The sequence below is a fragment of the Thiospirochaeta perfilievii genome (assembly GCF_008329945.1).
GTDB lineage: Bacteria > Spirochaetota > Spirochaetia > DSM-2461 > DSM-2461 > Thiospirochaeta > Thiospirochaeta perfilievii.
The window spans coordinates 3,120,332-3,147,234 of sequence record NZ_CP035807.1 but is presented as its reverse complement, the minus strand read 5'-3'; the positions used below and the strand labels follow the sequence as shown (position 1 = coordinate 3,147,234).

31 protein-coding genes and 1 riboswitch are annotated in these 26,903 nt (G+C 32.1%); of the genes, 11 read left to right on the top strand and 20 right to left on the bottom strand.

Annotated features, from left to right (window positions below; translation table 11 throughout):
• From EW093_RS14625 to EW093_RS14615, 3 genes are all read right to left on the bottom strand, one after another.
• The gene (locus tag EW093_RS14625) at positions 1 to 1,413 is read right to left on the bottom strand and encodes an ABC transporter permease subunit (protein ID WP_223111614.1); all 1,413 of its coding nucleotides are present in this window, start codon (positions 1,411 to 1,413) and stop codon (positions 1 to 3) included.
• Positions 1,414 to 1,421: 8 nt separating this feature from the next.
• Positions 1,422 to 2,375, bottom strand: coding sequence for an ABC transporter permease (locus EW093_RS14620; protein ID WP_281283530.1), 954 nt, complete (start codon positions 2,373 to 2,375; stop codon positions 1,422 to 1,424).
• Positions 2,376 to 2,463: 88 nt separating this feature from the next.
• On the bottom strand, positions 2,464 to 4,365 hold the full coding sequence (locus EW093_RS14615; protein WP_149569115.1) for an ABC transporter substrate-binding protein: 1,902 nt from the start codon (positions 4,363 to 4,365) through the stop codon (positions 2,464 to 2,466).
• Between the two features lie 252 nt (positions 4,366 to 4,617).
• Here EW093_RS14615 and EW093_RS14610 point away from each other — a divergent pair, with 252 nt between their 5' ends.
• Positions 4,618 to 5,457: a hypothetical protein gene (locus EW093_RS14610; protein ID WP_149569114.1), complete on the top strand. Its 840-nt coding sequence runs from the start codon at positions 4,618 to 4,620 to the stop codon at positions 5,455 to 5,457.
• Here EW093_RS14610 and EW093_RS14605 read toward each other — a convergent pair.
• The 3 genes from EW093_RS14605 to EW093_RS14595 are packed head-to-tail and all read right to left on the bottom strand — an operon-like array spanning position 5,432 to position 7,801.
• Positions 5,432 to 7,177: a DUF5312 family protein gene (locus EW093_RS14605; RefSeq protein ID WP_149569113.1), complete on the bottom strand. Its 1,746-nt coding sequence runs from the start codon at positions 7,175 to 7,177 to the stop codon at positions 5,432 to 5,434. The two genes, EW093_RS14610 and EW093_RS14605, sit on opposite strands and share 26 nt — an antisense overlap.
• Entirely contained in the window at positions 7,170 to 7,589 is a 420-nt protein-coding gene (locus EW093_RS14600) for a motility associated factor glycosyltransferase family protein (RefSeq protein ID WP_187759732.1), read from the bottom strand. Before EW093_RS14600 ends, EW093_RS14605 begins: the two co-directional genes overlap by 8 nt.
• Entirely contained in the window at positions 7,553 to 7,801 is a 249-nt protein-coding gene (locus EW093_RS14595; protein ID WP_149569111.1) for a motility associated factor glycosyltransferase family protein, read from the bottom strand. The genes EW093_RS14600 and EW093_RS14595 overlap by 37 nt, the downstream gene beginning before the upstream one ends.
• A gap of 54 nt (positions 7,802 to 7,855) precedes the next feature.
• On the opposite strand from EW093_RS14595, the gene EW093_RS14590 reads away from it, so the two are divergent.
• Positions 7,856 to 9,091 carry a CCA tRNA nucleotidyltransferase gene (locus EW093_RS14590; protein ID WP_149569110.1) on the top strand — a complete coding sequence of 412 codons (1,236 nt, stop codon included), beginning with the start codon at positions 7,856 to 7,858 and terminating at the stop codon, positions 9,089 to 9,091.
• Here EW093_RS14590 and rnc read toward each other — a convergent pair.
• The 4 genes from rnc to coaD form a co-directional block, all read right to left on the bottom strand.
• Positions 9,075 to 9,779 (bottom strand): ribonuclease III, encoded by a 705-nt coding sequence (gene rnc / locus EW093_RS14585; RefSeq protein ID WP_246745042.1) that lies wholly within the window; start codon positions 9,777 to 9,779, stop codon positions 9,075 to 9,077. The genes EW093_RS14590 and rnc overlap by 17 nt on opposite strands.
• A gap of 46 nt (positions 9,780 to 9,825) precedes the next feature.
• Complete coding sequence (acpP, locus tag EW093_RS14580; RefSeq protein WP_149569109.1) at positions 9,826 to 10,062, bottom strand: acyl carrier protein; 237 nt, start codon at positions 10,060 to 10,062, stop codon at positions 9,826 to 9,828.
• 27 nt (positions 10,063 to 10,089) lie between these two features.
• Positions 10,090 to 10,278: a 50S ribosomal protein L32 gene (gene rpmF, locus EW093_RS14575; RefSeq protein WP_149569108.1), complete on the bottom strand. Its 189-nt coding sequence runs from the start codon at positions 10,276 to 10,278 to the stop codon at positions 10,090 to 10,092.
• A 71-nt stretch (positions 10,279 to 10,349) separates the two neighbouring features.
• Positions 10,350 to 10,823: a pantetheine-phosphate adenylyltransferase gene (gene coaD, locus EW093_RS14570; protein WP_149569107.1), complete on the bottom strand. Its 474-nt coding sequence runs from the start codon at positions 10,821 to 10,823 to the stop codon at positions 10,350 to 10,352.
• A 63-nt stretch (positions 10,824 to 10,886) separates the two neighbouring features.
• Between coaD and EW093_RS14565 the strand changes: the two genes are divergently transcribed.
• Together EW093_RS14565 and EW093_RS14560 are read left to right on the top strand one after the other, a co-directional pair.
• Positions 10,887 to 11,435 (top strand): hypothetical protein, encoded by a 549-nt coding sequence (locus EW093_RS14565; RefSeq protein ID WP_149569106.1) that lies wholly within the window; start codon positions 10,887 to 10,889, stop codon positions 11,433 to 11,435.
• Positions 11,436 to 11,514: 79 nt separating this feature from the next.
• Positions 11,515 to 12,195, top strand: coding sequence for a hypothetical protein (locus tag EW093_RS14560; protein ID WP_149569105.1), 681 nt, complete (start codon positions 11,515 to 11,517; stop codon positions 12,193 to 12,195).
• 32 nt (positions 12,196 to 12,227) lie between these two features.
• Here EW093_RS14560 and EW093_RS14555 read toward each other — a convergent pair whose 3' ends face one another.
• Positions 12,228 to 12,497 carry a hypothetical protein gene (locus EW093_RS14555; protein ID WP_187759731.1) on the bottom strand — a complete coding sequence of 90 codons (270 nt, stop codon included), beginning with the start codon at positions 12,495 to 12,497 and terminating at the stop codon, positions 12,228 to 12,230.
• 45 nt (positions 12,498 to 12,542) lie between these two features.
• Here EW093_RS14555 and EW093_RS14550 point away from each other — a divergent pair, with 45 nt between their 5' ends.
• The 7 genes from EW093_RS14550 (at position 12,543) to thiC (ending at position 18,763) form a co-directional block, all read left to right on the top strand.
• Positions 12,543 to 13,544 carry a beta/alpha barrel domain-containing protein gene (locus tag EW093_RS14550; RefSeq protein WP_149569103.1) on the top strand — a complete coding sequence of 334 codons (1,002 nt, stop codon included), beginning with the start codon at positions 12,543 to 12,545 and terminating at the stop codon, positions 13,542 to 13,544.
• A gap of 27 nt (positions 13,545 to 13,571) precedes the next feature.
• Positions 13,572 to 13,671: riboswitch (TPP riboswitch) on the top strand.
• Positions 13,672 to 13,770: 99 nt separating this feature from the next.
• A complete protein-coding gene (gene thiS, locus EW093_RS14545; RefSeq protein WP_149569102.1) occupies positions 13,771 to 13,971 on the top strand; it encodes a sulfur carrier protein ThiS in 201 nt (66 codons plus the stop codon).
• Between the two features lies 1 nt (position 13,972).
• Positions 13,973 to 14,743, top strand: a complete 771-nt coding sequence (locus tag EW093_RS14540; protein WP_149569101.1) for a thiazole synthase — start codon at positions 13,973 to 13,975, stop codon at positions 14,741 to 14,743.
• Positions 14,736 to 15,839: a 2-iminoacetate synthase ThiH gene (gene thiH / locus EW093_RS14535; protein WP_149569100.1), complete on the top strand. Its 1,104-nt coding sequence runs from the start codon at positions 14,736 to 14,738 to the stop codon at positions 15,837 to 15,839. The genes EW093_RS14540 and thiH overlap by 8 nt, the downstream gene beginning before the upstream one ends.
• A complete protein-coding gene (thiF, locus tag EW093_RS14530; RefSeq protein WP_149569099.1) occupies positions 15,836 to 16,435 on the top strand; it encodes a sulfur carrier protein ThiS adenylyltransferase ThiF in 600 nt (199 codons plus the stop codon). Before thiH ends, thiF begins: the two co-directional genes overlap by 4 nt.
• Positions 16,423 to 17,472 carry a thiamine phosphate synthase gene (gene thiE, locus EW093_RS14525; RefSeq protein ID WP_187759730.1) on the top strand — a complete coding sequence of 350 codons (1,050 nt, stop codon included), beginning with the start codon at positions 16,423 to 16,425 and terminating at the stop codon, positions 17,470 to 17,472. The genes thiF and thiE overlap by 13 nt, the downstream gene beginning before the upstream one ends.
• The gene (thiC, locus tag EW093_RS14520) at positions 17,462 to 18,763 is read left to right on the top strand and encodes a phosphomethylpyrimidine synthase ThiC (RefSeq protein ID WP_149569098.1); all 1,302 of its coding nucleotides are present in this window, start codon (positions 17,462 to 17,464) and stop codon (positions 18,761 to 18,763) included. The genes thiE and thiC overlap by 11 nt, the downstream gene beginning before the upstream one ends.
• A gap of 43 nt (positions 18,764 to 18,806) precedes the next feature.
• Here the strand turns inward: thiC and EW093_RS14515 are convergent, their stop codons facing one another.
• The 9 genes from EW093_RS14515 to EW093_RS14475 form a co-directional block, all read right to left on the bottom strand.
• Positions 18,807 to 19,406 (bottom strand): phosphoribosyltransferase, encoded by a 600-nt coding sequence (locus EW093_RS14515; RefSeq protein ID WP_149569097.1) that lies wholly within the window; start codon positions 19,404 to 19,406, stop codon positions 18,807 to 18,809.
• A gap of 13 nt (positions 19,407 to 19,419) precedes the next feature.
• Positions 19,420 to 20,706 (bottom strand): trypsin-like peptidase domain-containing protein, encoded by a 1,287-nt coding sequence (locus tag EW093_RS14510; RefSeq protein ID WP_149569096.1) that lies wholly within the window; start codon positions 20,704 to 20,706, stop codon positions 19,420 to 19,422.
• A gap of 2 nt (positions 20,707 to 20,708) precedes the next feature.
• The gene (locus EW093_RS14505) at positions 20,709 to 22,424 is read right to left on the bottom strand and encodes a tetratricopeptide repeat protein (RefSeq protein ID WP_149569095.1); all 1,716 of its coding nucleotides are present in this window, start codon (positions 22,422 to 22,424) and stop codon (positions 20,709 to 20,711) included.
• A 62-nt stretch (positions 22,425 to 22,486) separates the two neighbouring features.
• Positions 22,487 to 22,864 (bottom strand): transcription antitermination factor NusB, encoded by a 378-nt coding sequence (gene nusB / locus EW093_RS14500; RefSeq protein WP_149569094.1) that lies wholly within the window; start codon positions 22,862 to 22,864, stop codon positions 22,487 to 22,489.
• Positions 22,865 to 22,867: 3 nt separating this feature from the next.
• Positions 22,868 to 23,905 (bottom strand): peptidylprolyl isomerase, encoded by a 1,038-nt coding sequence (locus tag EW093_RS14495; RefSeq protein WP_187759729.1) that lies wholly within the window; start codon positions 23,903 to 23,905, stop codon positions 22,868 to 22,870.
• An 11-nt stretch (positions 23,906 to 23,916) separates the two neighbouring features.
• Positions 23,917 to 24,327 (bottom strand): hypothetical protein, encoded by a 411-nt coding sequence (locus EW093_RS14490; protein ID WP_149569092.1) that lies wholly within the window; start codon positions 24,325 to 24,327, stop codon positions 23,917 to 23,919.
• 43 nt (positions 24,328 to 24,370) lie between these two features.
• Positions 24,371 to 24,730 carry a preprotein translocase subunit SecG gene (gene secG / locus EW093_RS14485; RefSeq protein WP_149569091.1) on the bottom strand — a complete coding sequence of 120 codons (360 nt, stop codon included), beginning with the start codon at positions 24,728 to 24,730 and terminating at the stop codon, positions 24,371 to 24,373.
• Between the two features lie 23 nt (positions 24,731 to 24,753).
• On the bottom strand, positions 24,754 to 25,506 hold the full coding sequence (tpiA, locus tag EW093_RS14480) for a triose-phosphate isomerase (protein WP_149569090.1): 753 nt from the start codon (positions 25,504 to 25,506) through the stop codon (positions 24,754 to 24,756).
• Positions 25,507 to 25,566: 60 nt separating this feature from the next.
• Positions 25,567 to 26,748 (bottom strand): phosphoglycerate kinase, encoded by a 1,182-nt coding sequence (locus EW093_RS14475; protein ID WP_149569089.1) that lies wholly within the window; start codon positions 26,746 to 26,748, stop codon positions 25,567 to 25,569.
• Positions 26,749 to 26,903: the final 155 nt, after the last annotated feature.

Genomic DNA, 26,903 nt, shown 5'->3' with positions numbered 1-26,903 from the left:
CTAACGCTTCATCTTGGGATCAAATGCATCCCTTAGACCATCACCTATAAAGTTAAATGACAATACAGTTAATAGAATACATAGACCTGGTGGAAACCAGATATTTGTATATCCTCTTAGAACTTCTGGGTCGTTTACAGCTTCAACCATATTACCCCAGGATGCGTAGGGGAAAGCCAACCCCATTCCTAAATAGGAGAGGGCAGACTCTGTTAATATAACACTACCAATACTAAGTGTTGCGATAACAATAAGTTGGGGCATTACATTTGGAATTAAATGTTTATAGATCTTTCTCATAGGTTTAATACCTGTTGCCTCTACAGCCGTGATAAATTCCTGTTCCCTTAGAGATAAAATTTGTCCTCTAACCACCCTTGCAATATATGGCCAACCTAAAGCTCCTAAAAAGAACATGAGAACATATATTTTCTGTTGGGGTACAACATTTAATGATATCATTACCGAGCTAATTATTAACATTATTGGAATAGTAGGAATACAGTTGAAAACATCTACAATCCTCATAATTAGGACATCAATCCAAGACCTATAATAACCTGCAACACCACCAAGGAATACTCCTAGTGTTAGGGAGATTATTATTACAACAAACCCAACCATTAATGAGATCCGACCACCATACATTAATCGTGTTAATACATCCAATCCTAGTCGATCTGTTCCTAAAATATGTTTTTTATTAGGTAACATTTTTGTAGCTAGGGTTCTTGCCATCTGAGGTCCATTAACAATAAATTTAATTTTATCATTACTCTGATACTCCCATCTAGAAAAACCTCTTACAGGATTAATTGACATTAGTTCATCTGTATCACTATATACAAAAAGGTTCCTAGAATCATCCTGAACAGGTTCCGAAACAATTTTACTTGTATGAATAAAACTCCACTTTTGTATTGTTCCACCCTTAGTTGCATATAATTCTCCACTTTCTAAGGTTATATCAAGTTCATCTGGCCAATCTCTATTAAACTCTATAGGGTTTTCTATATTAATACTTAAATCTTTATCTATTAAACCAGTTTTAGGATTGATTGCAACTACTTCACCATCACTATATGTTACAATCAGAGAACCATCACTGGCAGTCTGTCCTTTAGATATGTCCTTAGGTAGCTCTAAAAACCACCTAACACCACCATCTCCACCATTTAATGCGGTAATTTTGTTATTTTCACCAATAATATATACTCCGGAGTTAAATTCATCTATATAGAACATTTCATACTCACCATATGGGGAGAAAAATGGTCCTATAAAAGAGAATAAAAACATAAAAATAAGAATATAAACACCTACAATGGCAAGCTTATTTTTTTTGAATCTTTTTAATACTAATTGACCAGGAGTTATTATCTTTTCATCTTTAATCACTTCTTCACTACTCATAATCCCCCCTAACTTAACCTTACCCTAGGATCAACAACAGCGTATAAAATATCTGCTATTATAGTACCTAACAGGGTTAATACAGCAAGAAACATATTAAATGCCATAATAAACGGAATATCACCCATTCTTAGTGCGATTAAAGCTGTACGACCTAGACCATCAATTGCAAATATCCCTTCTGTAATAATAGCCCCAGAAAATAGACCAGGAAGTGATCCTCCAATTAAAGTTACAATTGGAATAAGAGTGTTTCTAAACGCGTGTTTATAAATTACAGTTTGCTCACTTAACCCCTTAGCCCTAGCTGTTCTAACGTAATCCGCATTTAAAACTTCTAACATATTTGTTCTACTATATCTCATTAAGGAACCAACACCAGTTATAACAAAAACAGTAATTGGCAGTATAAAATGCTTAGCAATATCTAAAAACAACATAAATCCCTGATAATCATAACGGGCAGTAACCATACCTTGAAGTGGTAAAAGACCTAATTCCATGGAAAAAACACGTTGTAAAATAGCTGCAAAAAAGAAGGTAGGAAGTGAAATACCTACTAAAGCTACGGTTGTAACTGCATAATCTGTTTTAGAATATTGTCTTGTTGCAGAAATAATACCTAATGGTACAGCTATTATTATTTCCAAAATAAAAGCTGTAAAAGCTAGAGAAAAAGAAGTCCACATTTTCGAGCTTATGATCTCTGCAACAGGTTTTCTATAGATAAAAGAATCTCCAAAGTTACCTCTTATAGCCTGGGACAGCCACTTAAAATATCCTTCTACTACTCCTGTATCTAGACCATACAACATACGGAGTCTAGCAATTTTTTCCGGGGTTACCATTGGATTACCAGCAGTTATACTTGATATATAATCTCCTGGCATCATACGAACAATTGTATAAATTATCATCGAAACTCCAAAAAGAATTAGGACTGATAATAAAAGACGACGAATAATAAAGTTCTTCAGAACGTTACTCCTTTATAAAACAATCCCCATAGAATAAATAAAGGGGATTGTTTTATTTTAAATATTATTTAGACTATTTTAATTCCATAACTTCAATTTCATCTATATAACCAAAGAATGGAGTTAAATCCTTAGGAATCGAATCAACATTTACATTATCTGTATTAAAGATATACATGTTTTTCCTTTGGTAAGTAGGCATTTCAACAGCCCAATCCATAATAATATCTAAGGCTTTGGAGTACATTTTTTTTCTCTCTTCAATATTAGCAGTCGCTTTAGAAGCTATAATAAGTTTATCTAATTCAGGATCATTAATTTTGTATTTATTAGATGGACCTTTAGAGTGATAAATCTGATACATATCTGGATCTGGAGTTGCACCCCAAGCTGCACACCAAATATCTAACTTCTCTGCATCTAAGTCATCCCAGAACTTATTTCCATCTGCATAATCTGTTAAGTTAACAGCCATACCCATAGCTTCCCCAGCATTTTTTAGTCCTAAAACGATTGCATAGGCTGGGTGAGAACCACTCCCATCAGCTGGAATACCAATCTCAACACTTAACTGAACACCATCTTTTTGTAAAATACCATCAACAACAGAGTAACCAGCTTCCTTAAAATACTCTAAAGCTTTTTCTGTATTATACCCATAAAACTCAGTTGAGTCCTTAGGATAAGCCCATGAAACCCTAGACATTGGTCTCTCTATAACAGATGCTAAGTTTCCATAATAAGCTTGTATTGCCGGCTTTCTATCCATTAAATGCATTAAACCCTTTCTAACATTTTTGTCAGAAACATTTGTAGCATTAATTCCTATATAACCATAACCTAGGTTATCAATAAGTTCATAATGAATATTATCAGACTCTTCTATACTCTTAATCATCTCTGGGGATGCAGTTGGATCTGAAATATCAAAATCACCTAACTTAACTGCCTCTAGTTTATTAGAAGTAGAAGTTACCTGATATTTGATTTTTTTAATTTTAGGAACACCTTTATAATATAAATCATTTGCAACTAAGGATACAACGTTATTCTCAAAAGAGACATATCTATACTCACCAGCACCCATTGGAGCACCATTTAAAGCTTCAATACCTTCTAGAGACCCCTTAACAAAACCATTTCCATAATATGCTTTAGATGCAACATTTATAGCACCTATTTTATATATTGCTGCAGGATCTACCCCAACAATTGTAATTTCTATAGTTTTATCATCCTTAGCAACAATACCAGGAATTGATAACACATCTATACCATCTGATAAGTTACCTGTAATATAGGCAGCTTCATCAGCCTTATATTTTCTACTTCTAATTTCAGATAGAGTATCATCTTCGTAATATGGACCTTCAGGCAAAAAGTCTTCTACTTTAACCCCATAGGCTGCATATAATTCTGTTAATTCAGCAGCCATATCAGCTACTTCCTTCTCTGTTGGTTCATAATTATCAGCAGCTGATTTAATTCCAGCTACAGTATCAGTATAATCCATATCATCAAATCGATACTCATTAATTCCAATAATATTTACTGAATAAAGTGTAGAAGGTCCAGTATAGTTAGGATCTGCTAATACCATATATGAGAACATTACATCATCAATTGTAACAGGTGTTCCATCACTAAAAGTAATTCCATCTTTTAATTTAAAAGTATAGATTGTTTTCTCTACTTTACCATCTGCTCCAATAATCTCTTTTGGATCCTGATAGTAGGCTAACCCAGTATTATCCGGTTGTGCATTTCGATCAAAACCAATAAGATCTGCTTGAATCAACTTATTTATTTCCATGTCATAACCTGACTCAGCATAGAAAGGGCTAAACTTTTCGTTAAAAGCATCGCTTCCTAATACAAGTGCAGGCTCATTTGAATAATCTTTTTGACCTTTAGCCCATAAATTTGAACTTAAAGAGACTAGAATAACTAAAATAGTTAATAGTATTTTTTTCATAATTTTATTTCACTCCTTTGTATTTGTATACTTAATGTATACTTAATTTATTTAATAATATTAAACTTATTCAGTCAATAAGATTATAAATCTTTACCATTAGAAATAAAAAACATAGACATAGAGTCATAATAATTACCATTATCTTCTTTTGCTTGATTTTAGAAATATATTCATTTATACTTATAGTCAGTAATCATGTTAACTCCTTAAAATATAAAGAGTTACATAATATATGCTCGAGGAAACAAAATGAAGATTAAATCTTTTTTTAATAGAATTTTACTTTTAATTATTATAGCTTTTGCTGGTTTTATCTTCTGGTTAGGTTGGGAGCAATTAGAGCTTAGCGAGAATACATATGCTGCAGTTTTCACCAAAACAAGTGGATGGAAGGATAAAATAATTAGTACAGATGGTTTTAATTGGAGCTTCGAGAAGGTTATTCCAACAAACTACACTATACATAAATTTAAAATTGATAGTATTAAGTTTAGTTATAGTGAAAATGGAGAACTCCCTTCAGCTAAACTCTATAGTGAATTTACAGCAATACCCCCTGAAAACTTTAGCTACAACTACTCCCTAGTTGGTTCATTTAAATTTGATCCAAACTACCTACTATCAATGTTGAAAGATGGTTCCTTTGATCAAGAGTCCTTTATTCAGTGGCAAACAGAAAAGACTTTAGAAATACAAAATGTATTAAAGACATTTATTTTAACAAAAATAAAGGATAACCAGTTATTAACCCTAGAAGGGGCAGCATCAAGTTTATTAATAGATAAATACATCTTTTTAGATTTTAGTGAAATAAGTATAAACATGAACAGTCCTGATATGCAGCTATATACTCTAAGTAAAAACAGATATATTCAAAACTTTGAAGCACAAAGTAAGGCTGATGAGAAGTATTTAGTAGAAGCACTAAAACAAAAAAATGATGAACAACTTAGATTAAACCTACTTAAGCAGTATGGAGAAGTATTTACAAAATACCCTATTATGATTGAGTATTTAAAAATTGATCAAGGTAAGCTCTTAGATAGGGCATCCTTAGATGATTTTATCTCTTCTCAGAATCAAAAATAATCTTTTTATTATATATATCTAAGAACTTTTTAAGCTCCTTACTCTTATCTAGCAGTATATCCTTTAGTGTGCTCTTTCTACTTATAGATGGGTGGATAGCTGATACCTGTAACTTAATAGTATCAGATGGATTTTTAACTGTCTGATTTATTAATTTATCTAACTCCAAAAGCAGCTTAGCACCAAGAGAACAGAGCTCAAGAGCCTCTTCATCTTTTTGTTTAATAAAAGCTTTATACATTCTTAAGTTTTGCCTATTAGTTGCTACTGTATTAAAAAGAGTTCTCATTGTTTTCCCTGACTCACTATCATGGGCAAGTGATCTATCAAATTTAAGAATTCTCTCTAGTAGTGTCTCAACCCCAATAGAAACCTCTAAAGATCTACTTTGAAGTACGTGATTCTTCTCCAATATATGCTTACTCAATACAAACAAAATATCCTTATACTCCCTAATATAGTAGTGCTTAAGAAAGTTTAATAGAATATTGATTGTTTCAATGTATTTAAAATAAGGTAGACTTAATTTAATCGGGTCAAAATCTTTTAAAACATTGTAATTATTAAGTTGTAATAGGTCATAATTACTAAAAAAACTATCAAACAGAACCTTAATAACAGCTTTCTCCCTTACATCAAAAACCGTAGTTAGTTCAGACATCATCTCTTTTTTTAAAGCTGAGAAATAAAACTCTTCCATATCTATTTTTGGAATTGAAAAATCTATTTTATAAAAGGGATTATTCCTAGAGTATTTTATAATATCGTCAAATGGATAAACTACAGTCATATTTTTAAGTTTCTCTGATAGCTTAGTATAACTATCCCATAATTCAGAATCATCACCATCATCATTAATCTTTGTCATCTCATAAATAGCAGTAATACTGGTTCTTTGAAGGTTAGACCCTGTAAAATGTATTAGTAGCTTATAAAACTCCTCTAAATACTTAACTACAAGGTTCATAGAGACAGTTTTACTAGAAACAGAGCTAAAATCATCCCCCTGATTAATACCCATTAATTTAAACATAGGAGAGTAATTATACATTACAATATTCTTTAAAGATATTAAACTTAAGAGCTCATCTTCGGACTCAGGGAAAATAAAATCTGGTATTTTTTTCCTATAATCATACATAGACCTTAAGAGATTTTTTTTTATTGTTTCTAGATTCTCCCCAGCGGCTATACTCTTATCAATTTCTGACTCCCGTAGAAAGTCATACAAATTGCTTTTAATAGAATTATATCTTTCTCCTATTATAGCCCCAATCAATCTCTCTAGAGCTATAGGGCTATCCCATAGCTCTGCAAAACACTCTACAAAAGGGAGTGACAGGGAGTTTATTTTTAAAAAATCATTTATTATTAAGCTTGTAAACCTCTTTTGCTTTACACTTACAAGGGTGGGTGCACTATATACAATTCTCCTCTCTATATTCTGTAATAAGTCATGATTATATACTTCTAAAATGTCTTTACCTAAGATAAAACTTCTAATATTTAAAAAAAGCTTTTGAAAAAAACCAAGTTCTTGTACATCTTTTTTAAGGCTCTTGGTTTTAAAGTCTTTATTCTCTTTTTCAATAAAACTTGCATATTTTTCATCAACCTGAATAGGATTTGCTGTTAAATTATCGTTTATCTGATTCAATAAAGATTTTTTTTCTGAGTCACTTAAATTATGGGCAAGATCATTAAAATTTTTATTATTCAAAACATTTCCTATTAATAGGTATAATTATAAGTATTTGATTATTACCAGAATCTATCCACCCATCTTCTAACTGGACATAGTTACTTATACCTATAGATTTATACTTCCAATCTACTGAGTCTAAGTCCCATTTTAAACCATAAGAGTTAATACTGCAAACATCTTTATCCAAAGGAAAAACCGAAATAGAACTTCCTAGAAAATCTTTTAATGAAAAAAGTCCGGAAACCCTGTAAATGATCTCCCTACCTGTAATCCAAATATTTGGGGCTAGATCAGTTTTCAAAAGGGAAAAAATACCTAATAAGTGGTCTATCCGTCCACCACCCCCGCCAACAATAGTAATAGAGCTTGGTTTTAGGGAGTGAAGATGTTTTAATGCAAATAGAGTATCTGTATCATCCTTATCCACAGGTAGCTTAAGAATCTTTTTTTATCAATACTATTAAACTCTTTTAACTTTTTAACCGAGTCCATATCTCCAACAATTATATTAAATTCCAAACTATTTTCATAAGCCCAATCAAATCCCGAATCAGCAATACATGTATAGTCAGCTTTAATTAACTCTCTAACCATATAAAAAGGTGGTCTCTCCCCACCTGTTATTAAAACGCACTTCATTGTTTTACTATAAAGTCATTGACAATTAAGTTACAAGGTTATAATTTGCTAAACATGGATTTATTTATACCTGAAGAGATTAAATATATAAGTAATACTCTAGATAATTCTGGCTTTCAATGTTATTTAGTTGGTGGAGCAATAAGAAATCAGCTTCTTGGCAAAAAAGCTAAGGATTTTGACCTTACAACCAATGCAAAACCTGAGCAAGTTATTAAACTATTCAAAAGAGTGATTCCTACCGGAATAAAACATGGAACTGTTACAATTTTAATTGGTGATCAGAGCTTTGAAATAACTACTTATAGAATTGATGGTAAATATACCGATGGAAGAAGACCAGATAAAATCCAGTTTACCCCATCTATTGAAGAGGATCTTTTACGTAGAGATTTTACAATAAACTCTATAGCTTACAATATTAAAAATGGAAAGATTTTAGATATTAATAGGGGCATGGAGGATTTAAGCCATAATATAATTAGGGCTATTGGAATTCCTGAAAAACGATTCGATGAAGATGCATTAAGATTGGTAAGAGCTTGTCGTTTTGCAGCACAACTTGAGTTTACAATTGAAAAACTAACCTATATTGCCATGGCTACTACTCTAAGCAAACTAAAGGATGTATCTAAAGAGAGAATTAGTGAAGAACTAATTAAAATTTTAAAAAGCAGTAAGCCATCTATTGCCTTTACACATTTTTTTAACTGTGGAATGTTAGAAATACTCTTTCCTACAATTTTTAAGGTTTCTAATAACTCCTATGAAACTTTTAATAGGGCTTTAGAGGATATAGACAGTATTAAAAGTAATAAACCATATATTAAGTTCTCTAGGTTATTATCAATAACTCCAGAGAAGACCCATCTTGAAAGCCTTAAAGAGTTAAAACTCTCTAATAACTTTATAAATTCCTCCCTACACCTAATAAAATTTATCCATATAGACATAAATGAAATTAAGAGTGATTTCCAGGTACGAAGATTTATATCTGAAGTTGGAGTTGATAATATATATGATCTAAGAACAATCTGGTTAGGAATGAAGTCAGTTGATAAAAACTCTCTAAAAACTCTTTTCACAGTAATACAGAGACAGATAGAAAATAAGTTTCCATTTAAGATATCTGATCTTGATGTAACAGGAAATGATCTTATAACAAGTTTAAACTTAACTCCAGGACCAAATATTGGAATTATTCTAAAGAAACTTCTAGTTTTAACCCTAGAATTCCCATCTTTAAACACAAAAGAAAAACTAATAAACTGTGCTAGGGAGTTTCAATAATCTTTTTATATGCGGTCTTAGCAGCACTCTGCTCGGCAATTTTACGACTTTTACCACGACCTGTACCCATAACTTCACCACTTACAATTACTTGATAGATGAACATCGTATCATGGTCAGGGCCACTTTTTCTTAATAACTTATACTTAGGACATACCTTTCTTTTCTTCTGAATATACTCTTGAAAAATAGTTTTATAATCCTTTTTATAATCCCCATCAAGAACTTTATCTATTTCTGGTGCTAATAAAGAAAGTATAAAGGATTTACTCTTTTTATACCCCACATCTAGATAATATGCTCCTAGCAAGGCCTCAAAAGCGTCTTCAAGAATTGCTTTCTTCTTCCTACCTCCACTAGCTTCTTCACCCTTTCCAATTAGTAAAAATCGATCTAAACCGATATTGAACCCTATCTGGGATAGGACCTCTTCACTAACAACATAGGATTTAATCTTAGCAAGATCACCCTCTTTACTATTGGGAAATTTAAGATAGAGATACTCTGTTACAGCTAGTCCTAATACAGAATCACCAAGAAATTCTAACCTTTCATTATTTAATTTATGATGTGATTTACTTATAACTGAACGATGGGTCAATGCAAGGTTCAGAAGTTCATAACTTCTGAACCTTATATCTAATTCTTTAGTAAGTGTCTTAAGTTCAACCAGACGTGATCTGGTCAAAACAGAATTAGATTCTTTAAATTTCTTTAAAAAAGAAATTTTCAAATTAGTTCTTTTGAGATTTAATATAATCTAAAGCATCAGATACTTTTTCAAACTCATTTGCTTTTTCATCTGGAACTTCAATATCCATTTCAGACTCAATCGCATAAACTAACTCATAAGTATCTAAACTATCAGCACCAAGATCTTCTCTAAATCTCGCATCTAGAGTTACTGCATCTGCAGAAACTTCTAATTTGTCAACAATCAACTCTTTAAGCTGGTTAAATAATTCATCCATAATCAATTCTCCTCTAAAAAATTAAGACTAAGCCATCTCTACAGATTCAAGAACCTGTTGCCCTTTGTAAAATCCACACTTAGGACAAACTCTATGTCTTAGGATCTTATTTCCGCAGCTTGAGCAGCTAATTAGATTCGGAGCAGTCATTCTCATGTTAATTGATCTTCTTCTCCGAGTTCTTGCCTTTGACACTTTAAATTTAGGTACTGCCATTGTAAACCTTCCTTATTAATATGCGCCGTTGAAAAAAACATTACGACACTTTTGTATTTTTGTCAATATAATTATTGTCTCCTCTTCATCGCTTCATAAACATTAGGTGTTACAAAAGATGAAACATCAACACTATATCCAAATAATTCCTTAACTAGAGACGATTTAATACTAACCATACCAGGTGTTGCATTTATAAAAAAAGTCTCTATAGAGTTAGAAGCAACTTTATTGGCCATATCTAACTCATACTCATACTGATAATCACTATTGTTACGTAATCCCCTAACAATAACACTTATCTCATTATGCTCCGCGTATTTTACAACGAGACCATCATAATAATCAACACTTACATTGGAAAAATCTTTAATCATTTCATTTAATAATTCTAATCTTTCATTTATTGTGAACATTCCCTTCTTTGTTGGGTGCTCAGCAATTAAAACTGTTACGCTATCAAAAATCCTGGAGCATCTTCTAATAATATCTAAATGCCCCTTAGTCGGTGGATCAAAGGACCCAGGGAATACTACTTTTATCATTATTTAAATTATCACTCCTACTTTTTTTGACAATAGCTATAACAATGTGCTATTTTATATATTATGAAAAAAATATTATACATTCTTATAACTATACTATTATTAACATCTTGCTTAACTCCTAAAGTTGAAACTCCAGTTGTGGAGGAAAAGGTTGTAGAGAAGGTAGAACCGGAAGTAATAACGCCAAAAGAAGAGCCAAAGATAATTCCCGAAGAAAAACCTGAGGTTTTTGTTGTTACTGAGGAAGAGTATGATAAAACTTTTGATCAAATAGAAGTTTTTATATCAGATTTAAATAAAACTATCTCTTCTGGGGATTTTGTAACTTGGCAAACACTTTTGTCTGAATCCTATATAGATAAGTATGGTGATACAAAGTTTTTACAAGAGCTATCAGATAATCCTGTACTAAAGGATTATGGAATTAAGCTTAAAAAACTAAGAGACTACTTTAATTATGTAGTAATTCCTAGTAGATCAAATGTTGTTATTGATGAAATACAGTTTATCGATGAGAATAAAATTAAGGCATTAACATTTACAAACAACCAAAAATTTGTGGTCTATTTGTTAATAAGAACTGATAATGGATGGATCATATCAGATTAGTATTAAAAAAAGCTAGTTATTTTATTTGAAGATGGTATATAATTGTAACTAGAATATTTGTTATTATATGGAGTTTAATTTGAAAAGAACAATATTATTAGGATTATTACTTACAACTTCTTTGGCATTTGTATCTTCACAGGAAGAGACTGTTGAGGATTTATATCTAAAAGTCCCTGCTGAAACTAGGATTATCGACAGCCAAGCATCATCCCCTAACAGGGAGTTAAAGAGTATGGCAATTGATGATTTAACCGCCATGAACGAAGAGGGAAGACTCAATGGAAACGATCCATTTGTAATGAGAATTATTACAGACCTTGGGGCAGAAGGTACCGGTATTATCTCTATTAACAATGGACGAATTGTTAATAATTTTCCTATGGTTAGACAAAAGGCAACAAGATTACTTGGTAATATTAATACCGTAAACTCAGCAAATTCTCTAATTGAACTTGGAGAGATGGAGACTGAATCTATGGTTCTTTCTGAGATTATTGTAGGTATATCTAAAAATACAGCAGCTGATCCTCAGTTAGTTGTTGATACTATATCTAGATTAATGGAAGTTCACGGTTCTTCTAAAGACCATAACTTTGCCTACGCTTTTTTATTAGCTGTAGATAATTTAAATAAAAATAACATTGAGATTACTAATAATAAGATATTTGAGTTAATATCAAATATGACACTTCCTGATAGTGGTTATATACAAGTTGTAACAGATAAGGCTTTGGAAGTCCTAAAAAATATTAAATAAGAGAGTCCCCTTTGGGGGATTTTTTTTACCCTTTAACAAATTGAATCAAAGCTATGACCCTTACGTCTTCTTTGATAACCTAACGCTCTCTTTTTCATAGTCTCTAAAATATTTTCCATCTTTATAAACTCATCTTTATAATAAAACCCTTTTTTCTCCACCCGAATCATAAATGATCTATGTAACATTTTTTTATCAATCTCTTTATTATCAACATCAAAAACCCTAGAGATCTTACCCTTAGAGTCCCTTTCTATATACATAACTTCGGATAATCTAGAAATTCCATCTACCTCTTCCAACATATTCTCCTTAAATAATTTATAGTAACATATTATACTATAGATATGAGTATAAGTTTAAGAAAAAACCAACATATAAAGCTATCTAAAAAATCCCAGGTAGCTGAGAATTTATTAGATGTTAGATTTAATTATGAACCACTAATATCTAACCATCAAACTCAGCACTACTCCTACAGGTTCTTAGGACAAAATATTGGAGCTCCAATCTTCTTATCGAGTATGACGGGGGGTAGTAGAAAATCATTAAAGATAAATAAAAGGATTGCTACAGCAGCTAAAATTTTTAATCTTCCAATGGGTGTAGGTTCATTACGCCCCTATTTAGAGAATAAAAACCCAAAGAGTTTTGTCCTAAGGGAGTTTACAGGAGATAAAGTTCTACTCTTTGGGAATCTAGGTATTTCCCAAATTGAGCAGTTAGTAAATCGGGATGAGCTATTTAAAATAGAGAAGGTTATTAGAAATTTAGATTTAGATGGTCTAATTATTCATATTAATCCTCTACAGGAGTGGGTACAAAAGGGTGGAGATCTTTTAAAAGAGAGTCCACTAATAACCTTAGAAAAAACACTACCACAGTTTAAAACAAAAATAATTGTTAAGGAAGTTGGTGCAGGATTTGGACCTAGTAGCTTAAAAGAGTTATTAAAACTTCCTATAGATGTTATTGATTTAGCATCCTTTGGTGGGACTAATTTTACGAAATTAGAGCTATTAAGGGATAAAAATTCTTGTAAAGCGATAAATAGTCAACCTCTTATTAATATTGGTAATAGTAAGTTTGATATGATTAAAAATGTAAATACCCTACTCTCTCTAGGTCTTGGAAAAGAGAAGGAGTTTATTGTTTCAGGTGGAGTAAGAGACTTTTTAGATGGATATTATTATACAAAACTATTAAATGCACCATCCCTATATGGTTATGCATATAAAGTACTCGAAAACGCAATAAGATCACAGAATCACCTTAATAGTTTTTTTACCTCAGAAATAGATAATTTTAACTTTTCTCAAAATTTTTTACGATTAAATTTAGAGACTTGAATAAAAAATTAAAATTGGTTAATCTTCAATAAATGCTAGGGGAGCCTATTTAGGCTGAGAAGTTATATACTGACCCTTTGAACCTGATACAGTTAATACTGTCGTAGGGAAGCCTAAAATAAAAAATATACTTTTTTATATTTATGGCTTTTGAATTGTAATATTTTCAAAAGCCTTTTTTTTAGACTTTTTTAATGTTCAAAGGTTTCCCCACAGAGGAGACTAAATGAAAGTTACTATCAATGGTAAAAAAAGGGATATAGATAACAATTTATCTATATTAGAACTATTAAAAGATCTTAAAGTCGATCCTAACAAGATTATTATCCAGCTTAATCAAGAAATAATTAAGTCAAAACACTTTGAGTCTACTTCTATTATACAGGAGTCTCAAATCGAGATTCTGTCTATTGTAGGTGGGGGTTGAGATGAAAGATCTATTTGAATTAGGTGGTAAATTTTTTAATTCAAGGCTACTTACAGGAACTGGAAAGTATTCAACAGATGAAATAATCCCACAAGTAACAAGTGCTAGTGAGTCCCAGATAATAACAGTTGCACTTAGAAGAGTGGATTTTGACTCTCCCTATAGGTCTGTAATGGACTACATCCCCCCTAATATACAACTACTTCCCAATACTTCTGGAGCAAGAGATGCTAAGGAAGCTATAAAAATAGCTCAAATATCTAGAGCTTCAGGTCATGGTAACTTTATAAAAATTGAGGTTATTAGTGATAACAAGTATCTATTACCTAACGGTTATGAAACATTAAAAGCTACCGAGGAACTCTCTAAGGATGGCTTTATAGTTCTTCCATATGTAAATGCGGATCTATACCTAGGAAGAAGCCTAAAGGATGCCGGAGCTGCAGCAATAATGCCTCTAGGAAGTCCAATTGGAAGTAATCGAGGAATAAGGTGTATGGAGATGATTAGGGTTTTAGTCGAGCTTATTGATCTACCTATTATTGTTGATGCGGGGATCGGGAAACCTTCTGATGCTGCAGTTGTAATGGAAATGGGTGTTGATGCTTGCTTAGTAAATACAGCTATTGCATCTAGCCCTAACCCTATATTGATGGCAAGTGCATTTAAAGATGCTGTAATATCTGGCAGAAATGCCTATCTAGCAGGTTTAGGTTGTAGAAGTTCTATAGCTGTGGCCTCTAGCCCCCTAACAGGTTTTTTAAATGGATGATTTTAATAACAATCTTAAATATTGGCTTAATTATAATTTTGAGAAGAGTCTTAAAAGTTTTACTAAAGATGATGTTTTAAAGGTATTAAATAAAGGGGATCTAGAACCCTTAGACCTACTAACACTTCTAAGTCCAGCCTCTGATGATCTTTTAGAGGAGCTTGCTATTAGGGCTAAGGCTCTAACTATTAGAGAGTTTGGAAAAACTGTTTTAGTATATAGTCCTATATATCTTTCAAACCACTGTAATAATAGGTGTGTTTATTGTGGATTTAATAAGGATAACTCTATAAAAAGATCACGATTAAGTAGTTACGAGCTAGAAAACGAATGCTTGAAGCTTAAACAAGAGGGTATTAGACACATTCTACTTCTTACAGGTGGGGATAGGGTTAAAAGTCCAATTAAATACATTAAAGAGTCAATAAAAACAGCAAAAAAATATTTTGATTCGATTTCAATAGAGATGTACTCAATGAGTAATAGGGAATATAAGGAGTTAAGAGATTTAGGTGTTCACAATGTTACAATCTACCAAGAGACCTATAATATGAACCTATATAAAAAACTACACCTATATGGAGAGAAGTCAGACTATAATTTTAGGTTAGAGGCTCCTAAGAGAGCTCTATCTAACGGAATCAAAAGTATAAACTTAGGTGTCCTACTAGGCTTAGGAGACCCAATTATCGATTTTTTTATGGCTTCAATTCATAGTTTATATCTATTTAAGATGTACCCCCATGCAGATTTAACCATGTCACTACCAAGAATCAAAAGTAGTAGTGGTAATTTTAAGCAGGAGTACACTATAGATGACAGGCTTTTCACTAAACTTATAGTGGTATTTAGGTTATTCCTTCCAAAAGCGGGTATATCTTTATCTACAAGGGAGAGTTCAGAGCTTAGGGATAACCTATTACAACTTGGAGTAACCAAGATCTCTGCAGGTTCAAAAACAGATGTAGGTGGTTATACAAAAAGTAAAAGCGATAAACAGTTTGAAATATCTGATAATAGATCAATCTTTGAAATTGATTCTAGGTTAAGAGATTTAGGATATCAACCTATTTATAAGGATTGGGTAACGGTATGACAAGTCTATATACAAAACAAGAGCTATTAAGTATAGAGAAGAAGATAGTTGGTATTGCAGGGTGTGGAGGTTTAGGTTCTAATACCGCATTAAACCTAGTAAGAATGGGTTTTAAACACTTCATCCTAGTAGATTTTGATAGAATTGATATTTCTAATCTTAATAGACAGTTCTATTTCTATAAACAGATAGGAGATTATAAAGTAGAAGCATTAAAAGAGAATCTTCTTATGATTAACCCTAATATAACTGTAGATATTGTTAGGGAGAGACTAGATAAAAATAGTATCTTTAAAATTTTTTCAAGTTGTAACTTTATTGTTGAAGGTCTTGATACTATAGAGTCCAAAAAAACTTTATTAGAGAATATTCCCACTAATGTAAGGTGTGTTTCTGCTAGTGGTCTTGGTAATTTTTGGAAAACAGATGGAATAGTTGAGAGAGAGTTAAATTCTAGACTAACAGTAGTTGGTGATTTTAAGTCTGGTATTGAGGATGGTATAAGCCCAATTATGCCTGGAGTTTCTATCTGCTCAGCTAAACAGGCGGCACTAATTTTAAAATACTCAATTAAGGATTTAAGATGTACAGACTAATGGATAGTAACATTAATAGGGTGTGTGAGGGCTTTCGTGTAATTGAAGATATTTTACGATTTAAATACAACGAGTTAAATCTTACAAAGAGGTTGAAGGTCTCAAGGCACAGGATTCGAACATCCCTGTATCAATTAGATAAGACCCTTTTACACCATAGGGATGTCCAGTCGGACATTGGGCTTATTGTTGATCAAGATCTTAATCTAGAAGAGTTTAAGTCTATAGAATCAATAATATTAGGTAATTTTAAAAGAGTACAGGAGGGCCTTAGAACTTTAGAAGAGATAGCCAAAAGTCTTAATAGATTTGAGGAGAATACTCTTTTTAAAGAGGTTAGATATGTTACTTACAACCTAGAGAGAGAGATTATATTTTATATAGAGGAAAAACCACTTCTAACCCTTCCTAGTTTATATGGGATTACCTACCTTAAAGGGTCTAGAGGCCGTTCAAATATTGATATTGTAGAAGAGTTTATTAAAGCGGATTTAAAACTGATCCAGTATAGAGAAAAAGATCTCTCCCAGAAGGAGAAACTTAAAGAGTGTATAAAAATAAGGGAGCTTACATCTAAAAATAATGTAACCTTTATTGTTAATGATGATATAGATATAGCCCTATTAGTAGACGCAGATGGTGTCCATATTGGCCAAGATGATCTACCAATAAATAGAGTAAGAAAGCTTATTGGAAAAAATAAAATTATAGGAGTATCAACCCACAGCCCATCCCAAGCAAAAAAGGCCGAGTTAGATGGAGCGGACTATATTGGTGTTGGTCCAATCTTTCCAACCAAAACAAAGGTAAATGTCTGCAAAGCTGTTGGATTAGATTATCTTAAGTGGGTAGAGAAAAATATATCAATCCCTTTTGTGGCAATTGGTGGAATTAAAGAAGCAAATATAGATTCAGTTCTCTCCCAAGGGGCTAAATCTGTAGCAATAGTATCAGAATTAACTTTAAGTAATGACATTAGTTCTAAGGTAAAAGCAGTAATAAGAAAAATAGAGGAGAAGAGTTACAATGAAGTATAAAACACAAATTGAGGCAGCTAGGAAGGGTATATTTACTAAAGAGATGGAGTATGTTGCAACTAATGAAAATATAAATAGGGAGTTACTAATTAAAGAAGTATCTAATGGAAGACTTATTATCCCTGGGAATAAGAACCATAAAAATATACGACCTGTAGCCATTGGGGAACTATCATCCACTAAAGTAAATGTTAATATTGGAATATCAAAGGATTGCCCAGATAAGGATGTAGAATTAAAAAAAGTAAAAAAAGCTATAGAGCTAAATGTTGACTCAATAATGGATTTAAGCTGTTGGGGTGATACAAGGGATTTTAGACAGAATCTAGTCGAAGTATCCCCATGTATGATAGGTTCAGTTCCAATGTACGATATGATAGGTAACAGTGGTAAAGCTTTAAAGGATCTAACTAAGGATGATTTTTTAAAATGTGTAAAAGATCACGCTATTGATGGAATTGACTTTATGACAATTCATGCCGGTTTAAATAAAAAAACAGCACAAAGGGTAAAAAGAAATAGGCGATTAACCAATATAGTTTCACGGGGAGGCTCCCTACTCTTTGCTTGGATGGAGATGACTGGGAATGAAAATCCATTTTATGAGTTCTATGAAGAGTTTTTAGATGTTTTATATGAGTATGATGTAACTATTAGCCTAGGAGATGGTTGTAGACCCGGTTCCATACATGATGCGACAGATGCATCCCAGCTAGAGGAGTTAATAACCCTAGGAGAACTGACTAAAAGAGCTTGGGCTAAAAATGTTCAAGTAATGGTAGAAGGGCCAGGGCATATTCCTTTAAATGAGGTTAAAACAAATATGATAATTGCTAAAAAACTCCTGTTTAACGCTCCATTCTACGTTCTTGGACCATTAGTAACAGATATTGCTCCTGGTTATGACCATATAACTAGTGCTATAGGTGGAGCGATTGCTGCAAGTTCTGGAGCTGACTTTCTCTGTTATGTAACCCCTGCAGAACATTTAAGACTACCAGATGAAGATGATATGATCGAGGGAATAATGGCTACAAAAATAGCAGCTCATGCTGGTGATGTTGCTAGGAAATTTCCAGGTGCTATAGAAAAAGATAATAACATGAGTAAGGCTAGGGCAGAGCTTGACTGGGAGAAGATGATATCCCTATCGATAAATCCTGAAAAATCTTATAAATATCGACAATCTGCTAAACCAGATAAAGAGGATACTTGTACAATGTGTGGAGAGATGTGTGCAGTGAAAAATATGAATAAGATTCTAAGTGGTGAAGAGGTTAAAATTAGCTAAAATTAGTTTTAAAAAAAGGCATCAGATTATGATGCCTTTTTAACTATTTAAAAATAGAAGTAATATCTTTTAAAGAGCTATCATTTTTAACATAGTGTTCTTCAAACTCTTCCTTTGTTAAACCAACTAACTCATGGGACATATAGTGAATCCATGGATTATCATTATCTTCACTAATTACATGTTTATTACAGTAGTAGTCAGGTTGTATTGGAAGTGCTTCCTTATCTGGAAAAACTTTATAGTCATATACTGCCACTTTAATATCTTCCCTTGGTATCCCCTTATCTAGAATTACTTCTACTAGATGATTTAGAGTTCGACCTGTATCAAAAATATCATCTACAAAGAGAATCTTATCTCCATGTCTTAAGTGTTCAGGGGCGTATGTCCAACCATCTATAATAACTTTACTCTGCTGTCTAACACCAAGATAAGATCTAGCAACAACAGCTGCAAAAAGAACTGGTCTCTCATCTTTTTTAACAATCTTAAAATACTCACTCATGATGTTCCCCATATAAGCTCCACCCCTTAAAGATAGATATATTACATCTGGGCTAAATCCCTCTGTATGAATTTGATGGACCATTTTAAGTATGTTATTTCTCATTTCGTCATATTGAACAAAATCTTTTTTCATTGTAGTTAACCTCTTAATACTTTAATTCTAATTGAAGTTCTTTATCTTCTCTAGTAATAATTAACTGATTATTACCCAGATTTATAAACTTGTAGAACTCTTGAAGTTCGATGACTCTATTACCGTTAATAGAACTTATTATATCACCCTTTTTAAAACCCGATGATAAACCTATTGATTTTGGTAATATTTCAATGATTTTTAACCCATTTTCATTTTCAGATAAAATAAAACCTGGAAAAACATTTTTAGAAGTCTCAAGAACATTCTTATCACTCTCTCCTAATTCAAGAGAAATATTTAGTTCATCAGAATATCTGTTAATTTTAAGGTTTGCAATATCTTTTGGTTTTAATAGTGAAATTTTTAAAAATAACTCTTCTGAAGAGCTAATTTTAGTCTCATTTATACCTAAAATTATATCTCCAGGAAGCAGTCCTGTTTTATATGCAGGGGAGCCTACAACAACTTGATTGATAAATGCCCCACTATTAACGTTGTAAAAGTCTGAATCGGGAAAACCATAGGAGCTTATGCCTATCCAACCAACAGGAACAAACCCGTTTTCTATAATACTCAAAAATGATGGGTAGACATTCTCTATAGGCATAGAAAAACCTAAACCTATATTTCCACTAGTAGGGGATGAAATCCAGGTATTTATTCCAACAACCTCTCCCTTCATATTTACTAAGGGACCCCCTGAGTTTCCATGGTTTATTGCTGCATCAGTTTGTATATAGTTACTTAAATTATCCTTTGGTCCTCCAAATCTTCCAATATTACTTATAATACCCATGGAGATTGATTGAGCATAACTCATTGGACTACCAAGGGCTGCAACAAACTGTCCAACACGAAGCCTACTAGAGAGGGATATTTCCGCTACACTTAATTCCAAATCTGTCTCAATTTTAACAACAGCAATATCAAATCTTACATCAAATCCAATAACACTACCTTTTAATAATTCGTTATTATATAAAAGAACACTAACCTCATCTAAGTTACCAACAACATGTTTATTAGTTAATATAAAATAAGAATCACTCTCTTTATAGAGAATTACACCTGAACCAACACCTGTATTAATATCATCTCTTTGAAAATCTTCTTGATCTTGAAAGAAATCAAACCACTTATTCTTTGAGTCCTCTTCTATTCCAACAGAGATTATTTCAACAACTGAGGGTAAAACCTCCTCTGCAATATTAATATATCTTGATTCTAGGTAACTTCTTGATGTAGTACATCCAATTAAAAATATAGATAAAGATAAAATAAGAATTTTTTTTAACATATCTATTTACTCTCCTTAAGATCTATATTTATGGACTTTAAAAGGTCACTGGTATAATTGTTTGGATCTAACTCTATTGCGCTATTAAGAACCCTAATAGCTTCATCAACTTCGTTTAGAGTTATAAGAACAATTGCAATTTTGGTCTTAATTTTAGATAGATAGACATCTCTATTTTTTAAATAGGCCTTCTGGTTAATCGCTATAATACTCTTATTAAAAAGTTCCATTGCATTTGAGTAGTTTTTCTGTCCCATCTCTAAAATACCTCTATTAAAGAGCAACTCCCACTCATCAACATCTATATCTCTACTGCTTAATAGTTTTATACCTTCTTTATAGTTACCATGTAGACCTTCTAATATTCCTCTATAATATTTTGTCCAGCTCTGATTAGGATATCTATTTTCGCTTCTCTCTAAAATTAGATTGATATTATCAAAATCATTAATACCCAAATAGTACCAAACAAGAAATTCTGAAACCTCTTTACTATTTTTATCACTATTTAGTAAACTCCATAATCTGGCCTGATAAATTGCTGGATCAATGGTTCTATTATTTTCTCTTAAATAGAGTAATTGTATTTTTACATCATTTGGAAATAACTCTCTATAATCCTCTAATATTTTTATTGCACTAGTAGAGTTAACCTCTTTATATAGATGATAGGATAATAAAACTAGTTTTTTATACTCAAACTCTAATTTTGTTAGATCATCTTGATTTTGGAGTAGTAAAGTTTTAGAGAGCTTAATCTCATTTGGATCACTTAATGACTTACTACTCTCTTTAAGTTCATCAATAGAGGAAATCTTTTCTCGTATCTTTTTATTAAAAAGGGAAACACCTCTATCTACAAAGGTTATTGCTTGTTTAATGTCATCTAACTTTCTATATATGGATGTAATATTGATAAATGGTTTTGCATCAATAACATCTAACTCCAAAGCCTTTTCATAGTAAAAACGACTTCGTGGATAGTTATCTTTTAAGTATAATAAATCCGCAATCAAGAGGATGTTTGTATATTTTATAGAGTCACTCTTAGGTAACTCTAATAGACGTAGTAGAGCTTCACTTCTTCTTCCTGTATCATAGGCTAAAAGAGATATTAACTCTTCTATATTTTTACTATTTAAATTTGAAACTAAACTATAAGCCTTCTCTAGTTCTCCATTTTTTGCCCATAAAAGTGCAGAATTTATATATAGGGAAGTATCATTTAAAAGGGATGCTAAGTATTCAAAAAATGATGGATCTAAACGCCCCTCCATATAGTGTATAATATCTTTATCGGTTTGGGACTTATTATCACTAAAAAGTATAGTCTGTGCTAATAGAGGTTTAAATTCTGACGAGGTTAATTGATCAAGGGCGACTTCTTTAGCTTTATCATACTCTCCTACTTTAAGTAGAGACATTACATAATAGGCCTGTAGGTCCTCATTTCCGGGAAAGGTATTAACAATGTTAAAAGCAACATCTAAAAAAACTTTGTAGTTAGAAGTTGATTCAGCAATATTAATTGAACGTTTAAGTAGTCTATAACTACTATATCTATCTGGTACATTTTTACTAGCTTTAGATAGTAACTTTATTGCCTTATCTAATTTACCACTCTCAATATTTGAGTCTATAACTATAATTTGGGACTCGATACTGTTTTTATTTTTAAAACTTAGATAGAGATAACCACTTAAAAATAGTAGTGACAATATAAAAAGAGTTACTGCAGTTATTAAAAGATTTTTTTTGATCTTAATTTTAATACTCCTAATTAAATATTTATTGAATCTAAAATACCGTTTACAAATTTATATGATTGATCTGTACCATAATCCTTTGATATATTTATCGCTTCGTTAATAGTAATAACTTTAGGAATATCTTTTAAAAATATTAAAGAGTAGATACTTAGTCTTAGAATAGATAAATCTATTTTATTTATTCTATTTATATGCCAATTAACTAAGTTTTTACTTAATATTTGATCGATATATTCAATATTACCAATAACACCTGTAAACAAATCTTCACCAAAGGGTGAAGATTCATTATCTATATTGGTTATATCGGCAAAAATTGTGGATTTATTTAATTCCCAACTATATAGTGCTTTAAAGGCAAGCTCTCTGCCCTTATGCCGGGGTTCCACAGATTATTTCCAAGGGATACTTTTATCCATAACTTTAATTACAGCTTCTTTTCTTAATCGTTGAATAACGATCTCTGTAACTTGAGCAAAGGCTTGAGTTGATTTCTGTTGACCTAGACTCTGCTGAATATACTGGGCAACTGTTGCAGGAGTAGATGGATTTATTGGATCTGTAAGCTTTAACAATCTAGCTGATCTTTTCTCGGTAATTTCAACAATATGATAACCAGAATTAGATTTATATACACCATGTATTTTATCCATAGGAAGGTTAAAAACAGTATTAATAAACTCTGTACCTAATAACTGTACAGTATTTGCATCATCCCTAGCAATAAAACCTAGTTCTCCACCATTTAAAGCTGAGTTTCTATCTTCACTAACTTCTTGTACTAACTCGTCAAATGTTTTAGAACCTTTTTTTATTAATAATAAAGCATCATCAGCTTTCTTTTTAGCTTCTTGAACTCCTTTATCATCCTTACCCTGGGTTGAAAAGAAAATATGATTTACTCTAACCATATCAGGATTCACAAATTTTGTTTTATTATTGTTATAAAACTCAACTATCTCTTCTTGGGTTGGTGGTACAGCGTACTTCTTTAACTCTTCAGCTCCAGCTATTTTTATATACTCTTGTAAAGATAACTGCTCAATTAAAGCTTTTGAAACATCTTCCCATGAACTTTTGTATTGGGCAACAACTGCGTCCTTAATCTGCTGGTCTGAGGCATTTCCTCCAGCTTGTTGACGTAACATATTTAGAATCATATCTTCAGTTACATTAATTCCATCTCTAGCTGCAGCTTGTTTTATAATTTCATTATTTATAATTGAGTCTAAAATAAAATCTTTCTCTTCAACTGTAAATGGCCGTCCGACCTGTTTCTCAGCCGCATCTAATTTTTCTTCAACATAACTTAACTTAATTAGTTCTGTTTTGGTTAATTTAACCTGAGCAACAACTGTATCAAAAACACTCTGCCCTGATGCTATGGTAAGTGATAATACACTTAAAACTATTAAAAATATTTTTTTCATTGTAAACTCCATTATTTTATGTGTAACTTACTTCCAATTACTCTAGCTTCATCATTGGAACTAATTGTTGCTGAATTCTTTAACAATACGCCTTCACTTTCAACTGCTTTCATAAATGATGCTAAATATTTATGAGATCCAAAACCACTTGTAGTATAAACAAAAGTATGTTTACCAGTAATAAAACCGCAGTTCTTTAAAAAATGTAATATCGGTTTATCAACTTTAGAACCGAAAAAAGAGGATTTACTGCTACCAATTATTATATAATTATAACCTGTTAGTCTTTTATCACTCTCTTTATCTATATTAATTAGATCAATAACAGCACTGTTTTTATCTTCAATACCTTTAGCTAATGACCTAGCGTAATCTTCAATTTTTTTATTTTTAGTAGAGCTATATGCTATACAAATTCTCATGAACAATCCTTATAAATAAAAAGGGGGTCGAACCCCCTATCTATTATTCATTTACAGTATCAGTTACAGTGTCCGTTTCTGTCTCAGTAGCTGGTTCTTCCCACCAATCGCTACCTTCAACACTCTCTATTTCTGCTTTAACAGCTGCTTTAAGAATGTCATCATCACTTTGTGTTCTTGAAACCCATGCTAAACCAAGGGAAGAAACAAAGAATAGTATACCTAGAACAGTTGTAGTTTTTACTAAAACATTTCCAGATTTTGCACCAAAAGGTGATGAACTATTTCCACCAAACATACTACCAAGGCCTTCACCTTGATCATCCTGTAATAATACTAATGCCACTAATAAAACTGCTACAATTATAAACAGTACTAATAGCAGAGTTGAAACAAATTCCATTTCATTCTCCAGTCTAAGATATTTTATTTATTGTAATTTGCTAAAGCTGTGAATGAATCAGTGTCTAAAGCTGCACCGCCAATAAGACCACCGTCTATATCTGGCTGAGCCATTAATTCTTTAACATTTCCAGGCTTAACAGATCCACCATACTGGATAATTACCTTTTCTGCAACTTCTTTTGAATAAAGTTCTTCAATTTTGCCTCTAATAGCCTTATGAATAGCCTGGGCATCCTCAGGTGAAGCTGTTTTACCAGTTCCAATTGCCCATACAGGTTCGTAAGCAATTACAATATTTTTCATTTCCTCTGCAGAGATACCTTTAAGTCCTAATTCAGTTTGAGAAAAACAAACTTCTTCAGCTTTACCAGCCTCTCTCTCTTCTAAAGTCTCACCAATACAAAATAGTACTTCTAAGTTGTGGGAAAGTGCTAACTTAATTTTTTCATTGATTAAAACATCTGACTCACCGTAAATAGATCTTCTCTCTGAGTGACCTAAAATAACAGCTTCAACACCTAAATCTTTTAACATTAATACAGAAGTTTCACCTGTTCTAGCTCCTGATTCTACAGATGCCATGTTTTGAGCACCTAATATAATATTAGATCCTTTAATTACATCAGCAACCTGTGAGATTGCTGTCATAGATGGAGCAATCATTAATTTTGTATCTGAATCCTTTAAAGATACTACTAGTTCCTTTGCAAAAGCTACAGCTTCTGAAGGAGTCTTATTCATTTTCCAGTTTCCTGCAATAAATGTTTTTCTCATTTTAATTCCTATATAATATGTTAATGTTAATAAAAGCTAGAGTCTCCCCTAGCTAGCAAATTATTTTCTAAGTGCTACAACACCTGGTAAAACTTTACCTTCTAAATATTCAAGGGAAGCTCCACCACCAGTTGATACATGATCTATTTGATCAGCAAAACCAAATTTGTTTACAGCAGCAACAGAATCACCACCACCAACAACAGTTACACCCTTACACTGTGCAACAAATGAGGCAACATCTTTTGTTCCTTTAGCAAAGTTATCAAACTCAAAAACACCCATTGGACCGTTCCAGACAATCATCTTAGCAGCTAAAACTCTCTCTTTTACTAACTCTGAAGTTTTAGGACCTACATCTAAAGCCATTAGGTCAGATGGAATATTAATGTCATCAACAGCTACAGGAGAAGCATTTTCACCAAACTCAGCAGCACAAACATGGTCTAATGGTAGTATAACCTCAACCCCAGCTTTCTCTGCATCATCTAAAAACTTCTTAGCTGTATCTAGGAAATCCTCTTCAAACATTGATTTACCAATCTCATAACCTTTTACTTTCATAAAAGTATATGCCATACCACCACCAATAACAAATGTAGAACACTTATCGAGCATAGACTCTAATACAGTAATTTTTGATGATACTTTAGCTCCACCAATTATTGCAACAAATGGTTTCTCAGGAGCAATTAATACTTTATCAAAAAAGTTACACTCAGTCTCCATTAAAAAACCAGCACATGAAGGTATAAATTTAGTAACACCCTCTGTTGACGCATGGGCTCTATGAGCTGTACCAAAAGCGTCATTTACATAAACATCGGCTAAAGCTGCTAACTGTTTTGCAAATGCCTCGTCATTTTTCTTTTCCGCTTTATGGTATCGAGTATTCTCTAAAAGTAAGATCTCTCCTGCTTTTAAATCTTTAGCTAATAACTCAACTTCACTACCAACACAGTCTGGTGCCATAATTACATTTGTACCTGTTAATTTAGCTAAATGATCTTTTAATTGGCTTAAGCTATACTGAGGCTCTCTCTCTTCTGATGGTCTACCTAGGTGACTCATAACAACAAGAGAAGCTCCATCCTGCTCTAAAATGTATTTTAGAGTAGGTAATGCCCTTACCATTCTTGTATCATCTGTAATTTTTCCTTCTTTTAGAGGAACGTTAAAGTCCACTCGAACTAGAACACGCTTATTAGTTAAATCTAAATCTTTAACAGTAGTAAGGCTCATCCTTATCTCCTTATATATATGTAATATTTTTTTGCTTAATTGAAAAAGTATTTATATTTTTTATGCGAGAGTATTTGATAGATAGATAGTTGATTATTATGATAATTACCCTCCATTATTCATTAATTATTTATACATTAGCATTTTAAGAAATT

Excerpts from the sequence above, each read along its gene's own strand:
- EW093_RS14615 (WP_149569115.1), bottom strand. The coding sequence starts at position 4,365 with ATGAAAAAAATACTATTAACTATTTTAGTTATTCTAGTCTCTTTAAGT.
- EW093_RS14475 (WP_149569089.1), bottom strand. The coding sequence starts at position 26,748 with ATGAGCCTTACTACTGTTAAAGATTTAGATTTAACTAATAAGCGTGTT.
- EW093_RS14515 (WP_149569097.1), bottom strand. The coding sequence starts at position 19,406 with ATGAAAAAAGATTTTGTTCAATATGACGAAATGAGAAATAACATACTT.
- EW093_RS14495 (WP_187759729.1), bottom strand. The coding sequence starts at position 23,905 with ATGAAAAAAATATTTTTAATAGTTTTAAGTGTATTATCACTTACCATA.
- EW093_RS14625 (WP_223111614.1), bottom strand. The coding sequence starts at position 1,413 with ATGAGTAGTGAAGAAGTGATTAAAGATGAAAAGATAATAACTCCTGGT.
- acpP (WP_149569109.1), bottom strand. The coding sequence starts at position 10,062 with ATGGATGAATTATTTAACCAGCTTAAAGAGTTGATTGTTGACAAATTA.
- rpmF (WP_149569108.1), bottom strand. The coding sequence starts at position 10,278 with ATGGCAGTACCTAAATTTAAAGTGTCAAAGGCAAGAACTCGGAGAAGA.
- thiE (WP_187759730.1), top strand. The coding sequence starts at position 16,423 with ATGTACAGACTAATGGATAGTAACATTAATAGGGTGTGTGAGGGCTTT.
- EW093_RS14490 (WP_149569092.1), bottom strand. The coding sequence starts at position 24,327 with ATGAGAATTTGTATAGCATATAGCTCTACTAAAAATAAAAAAATTGAA.
- EW093_RS14540 (WP_149569101.1), top strand. The coding sequence starts at position 13,973 with ATGAAAGATCTATTTGAATTAGGTGGTAAATTTTTTAATTCAAGGCTA.
- coaD (WP_149569107.1), bottom strand. The coding sequence starts at position 10,823 with ATGATAAAAGTAGTATTCCCTGGGTCCTTTGATCCACCGACTAAGGGG.
- EW093_RS14590 (WP_149569110.1), top strand. The coding sequence starts at position 7,856 with ATGGATTTATTTATACCTGAAGAGATTAAATATATAAGTAATACTCTA.
- EW093_RS14610 (WP_149569114.1), top strand. The coding sequence starts at position 4,618 with ATGAAGATTAAATCTTTTTTTAATAGAATTTTACTTTTAATTATTATA.
- EW093_RS14595 (WP_149569111.1), bottom strand. The coding sequence starts at position 7,801 with ATGAAGTGCGTTTTAATAACAGGTGGGGAGAGACCACCTTTTTATATG.
- EW093_RS14550 (WP_149569103.1), top strand. The coding sequence starts at position 12,543 with ATGAGTATAAGTTTAAGAAAAAACCAACATATAAAGCTATCTAAAAAA.
- secG (WP_149569091.1), bottom strand. The coding sequence starts at position 24,730 with ATGGAATTTGTTTCAACTCTGCTATTAGTACTGTTTATAATTGTAGCA.
- thiS (WP_149569102.1), top strand. The coding sequence starts at position 13,771 with ATGAAAGTTACTATCAATGGTAAAAAAAGGGATATAGATAACAATTTA.
- EW093_RS14565 (WP_149569106.1), top strand. The coding sequence starts at position 10,887 with ATGAAAAAAATATTATACATTCTTATAACTATACTATTATTAACATCT.
- thiC (WP_149569098.1), top strand. The coding sequence starts at position 17,462 with ATGAAGTATAAAACACAAATTGAGGCAGCTAGGAAGGGTATATTTACT.
- EW093_RS14510 (WP_149569096.1), bottom strand. The coding sequence starts at position 20,706 with ATGTTAAAAAAAATTCTTATTTTATCTTTATCTATATTTTTAATTGGA.
- tpiA (WP_149569090.1), bottom strand. The coding sequence starts at position 25,506 with ATGAGAAAAACATTTATTGCAGGAAACTGGAAAATGAATAAGACTCCT.
- thiH (WP_149569100.1), top strand. The coding sequence starts at position 14,736 with ATGGATGATTTTAATAACAATCTTAAATATTGGCTTAATTATAATTTT.
- thiF (WP_149569099.1), top strand. The coding sequence starts at position 15,836 with ATGACAAGTCTATATACAAAACAAGAGCTATTAAGTATAGAGAAGAAG.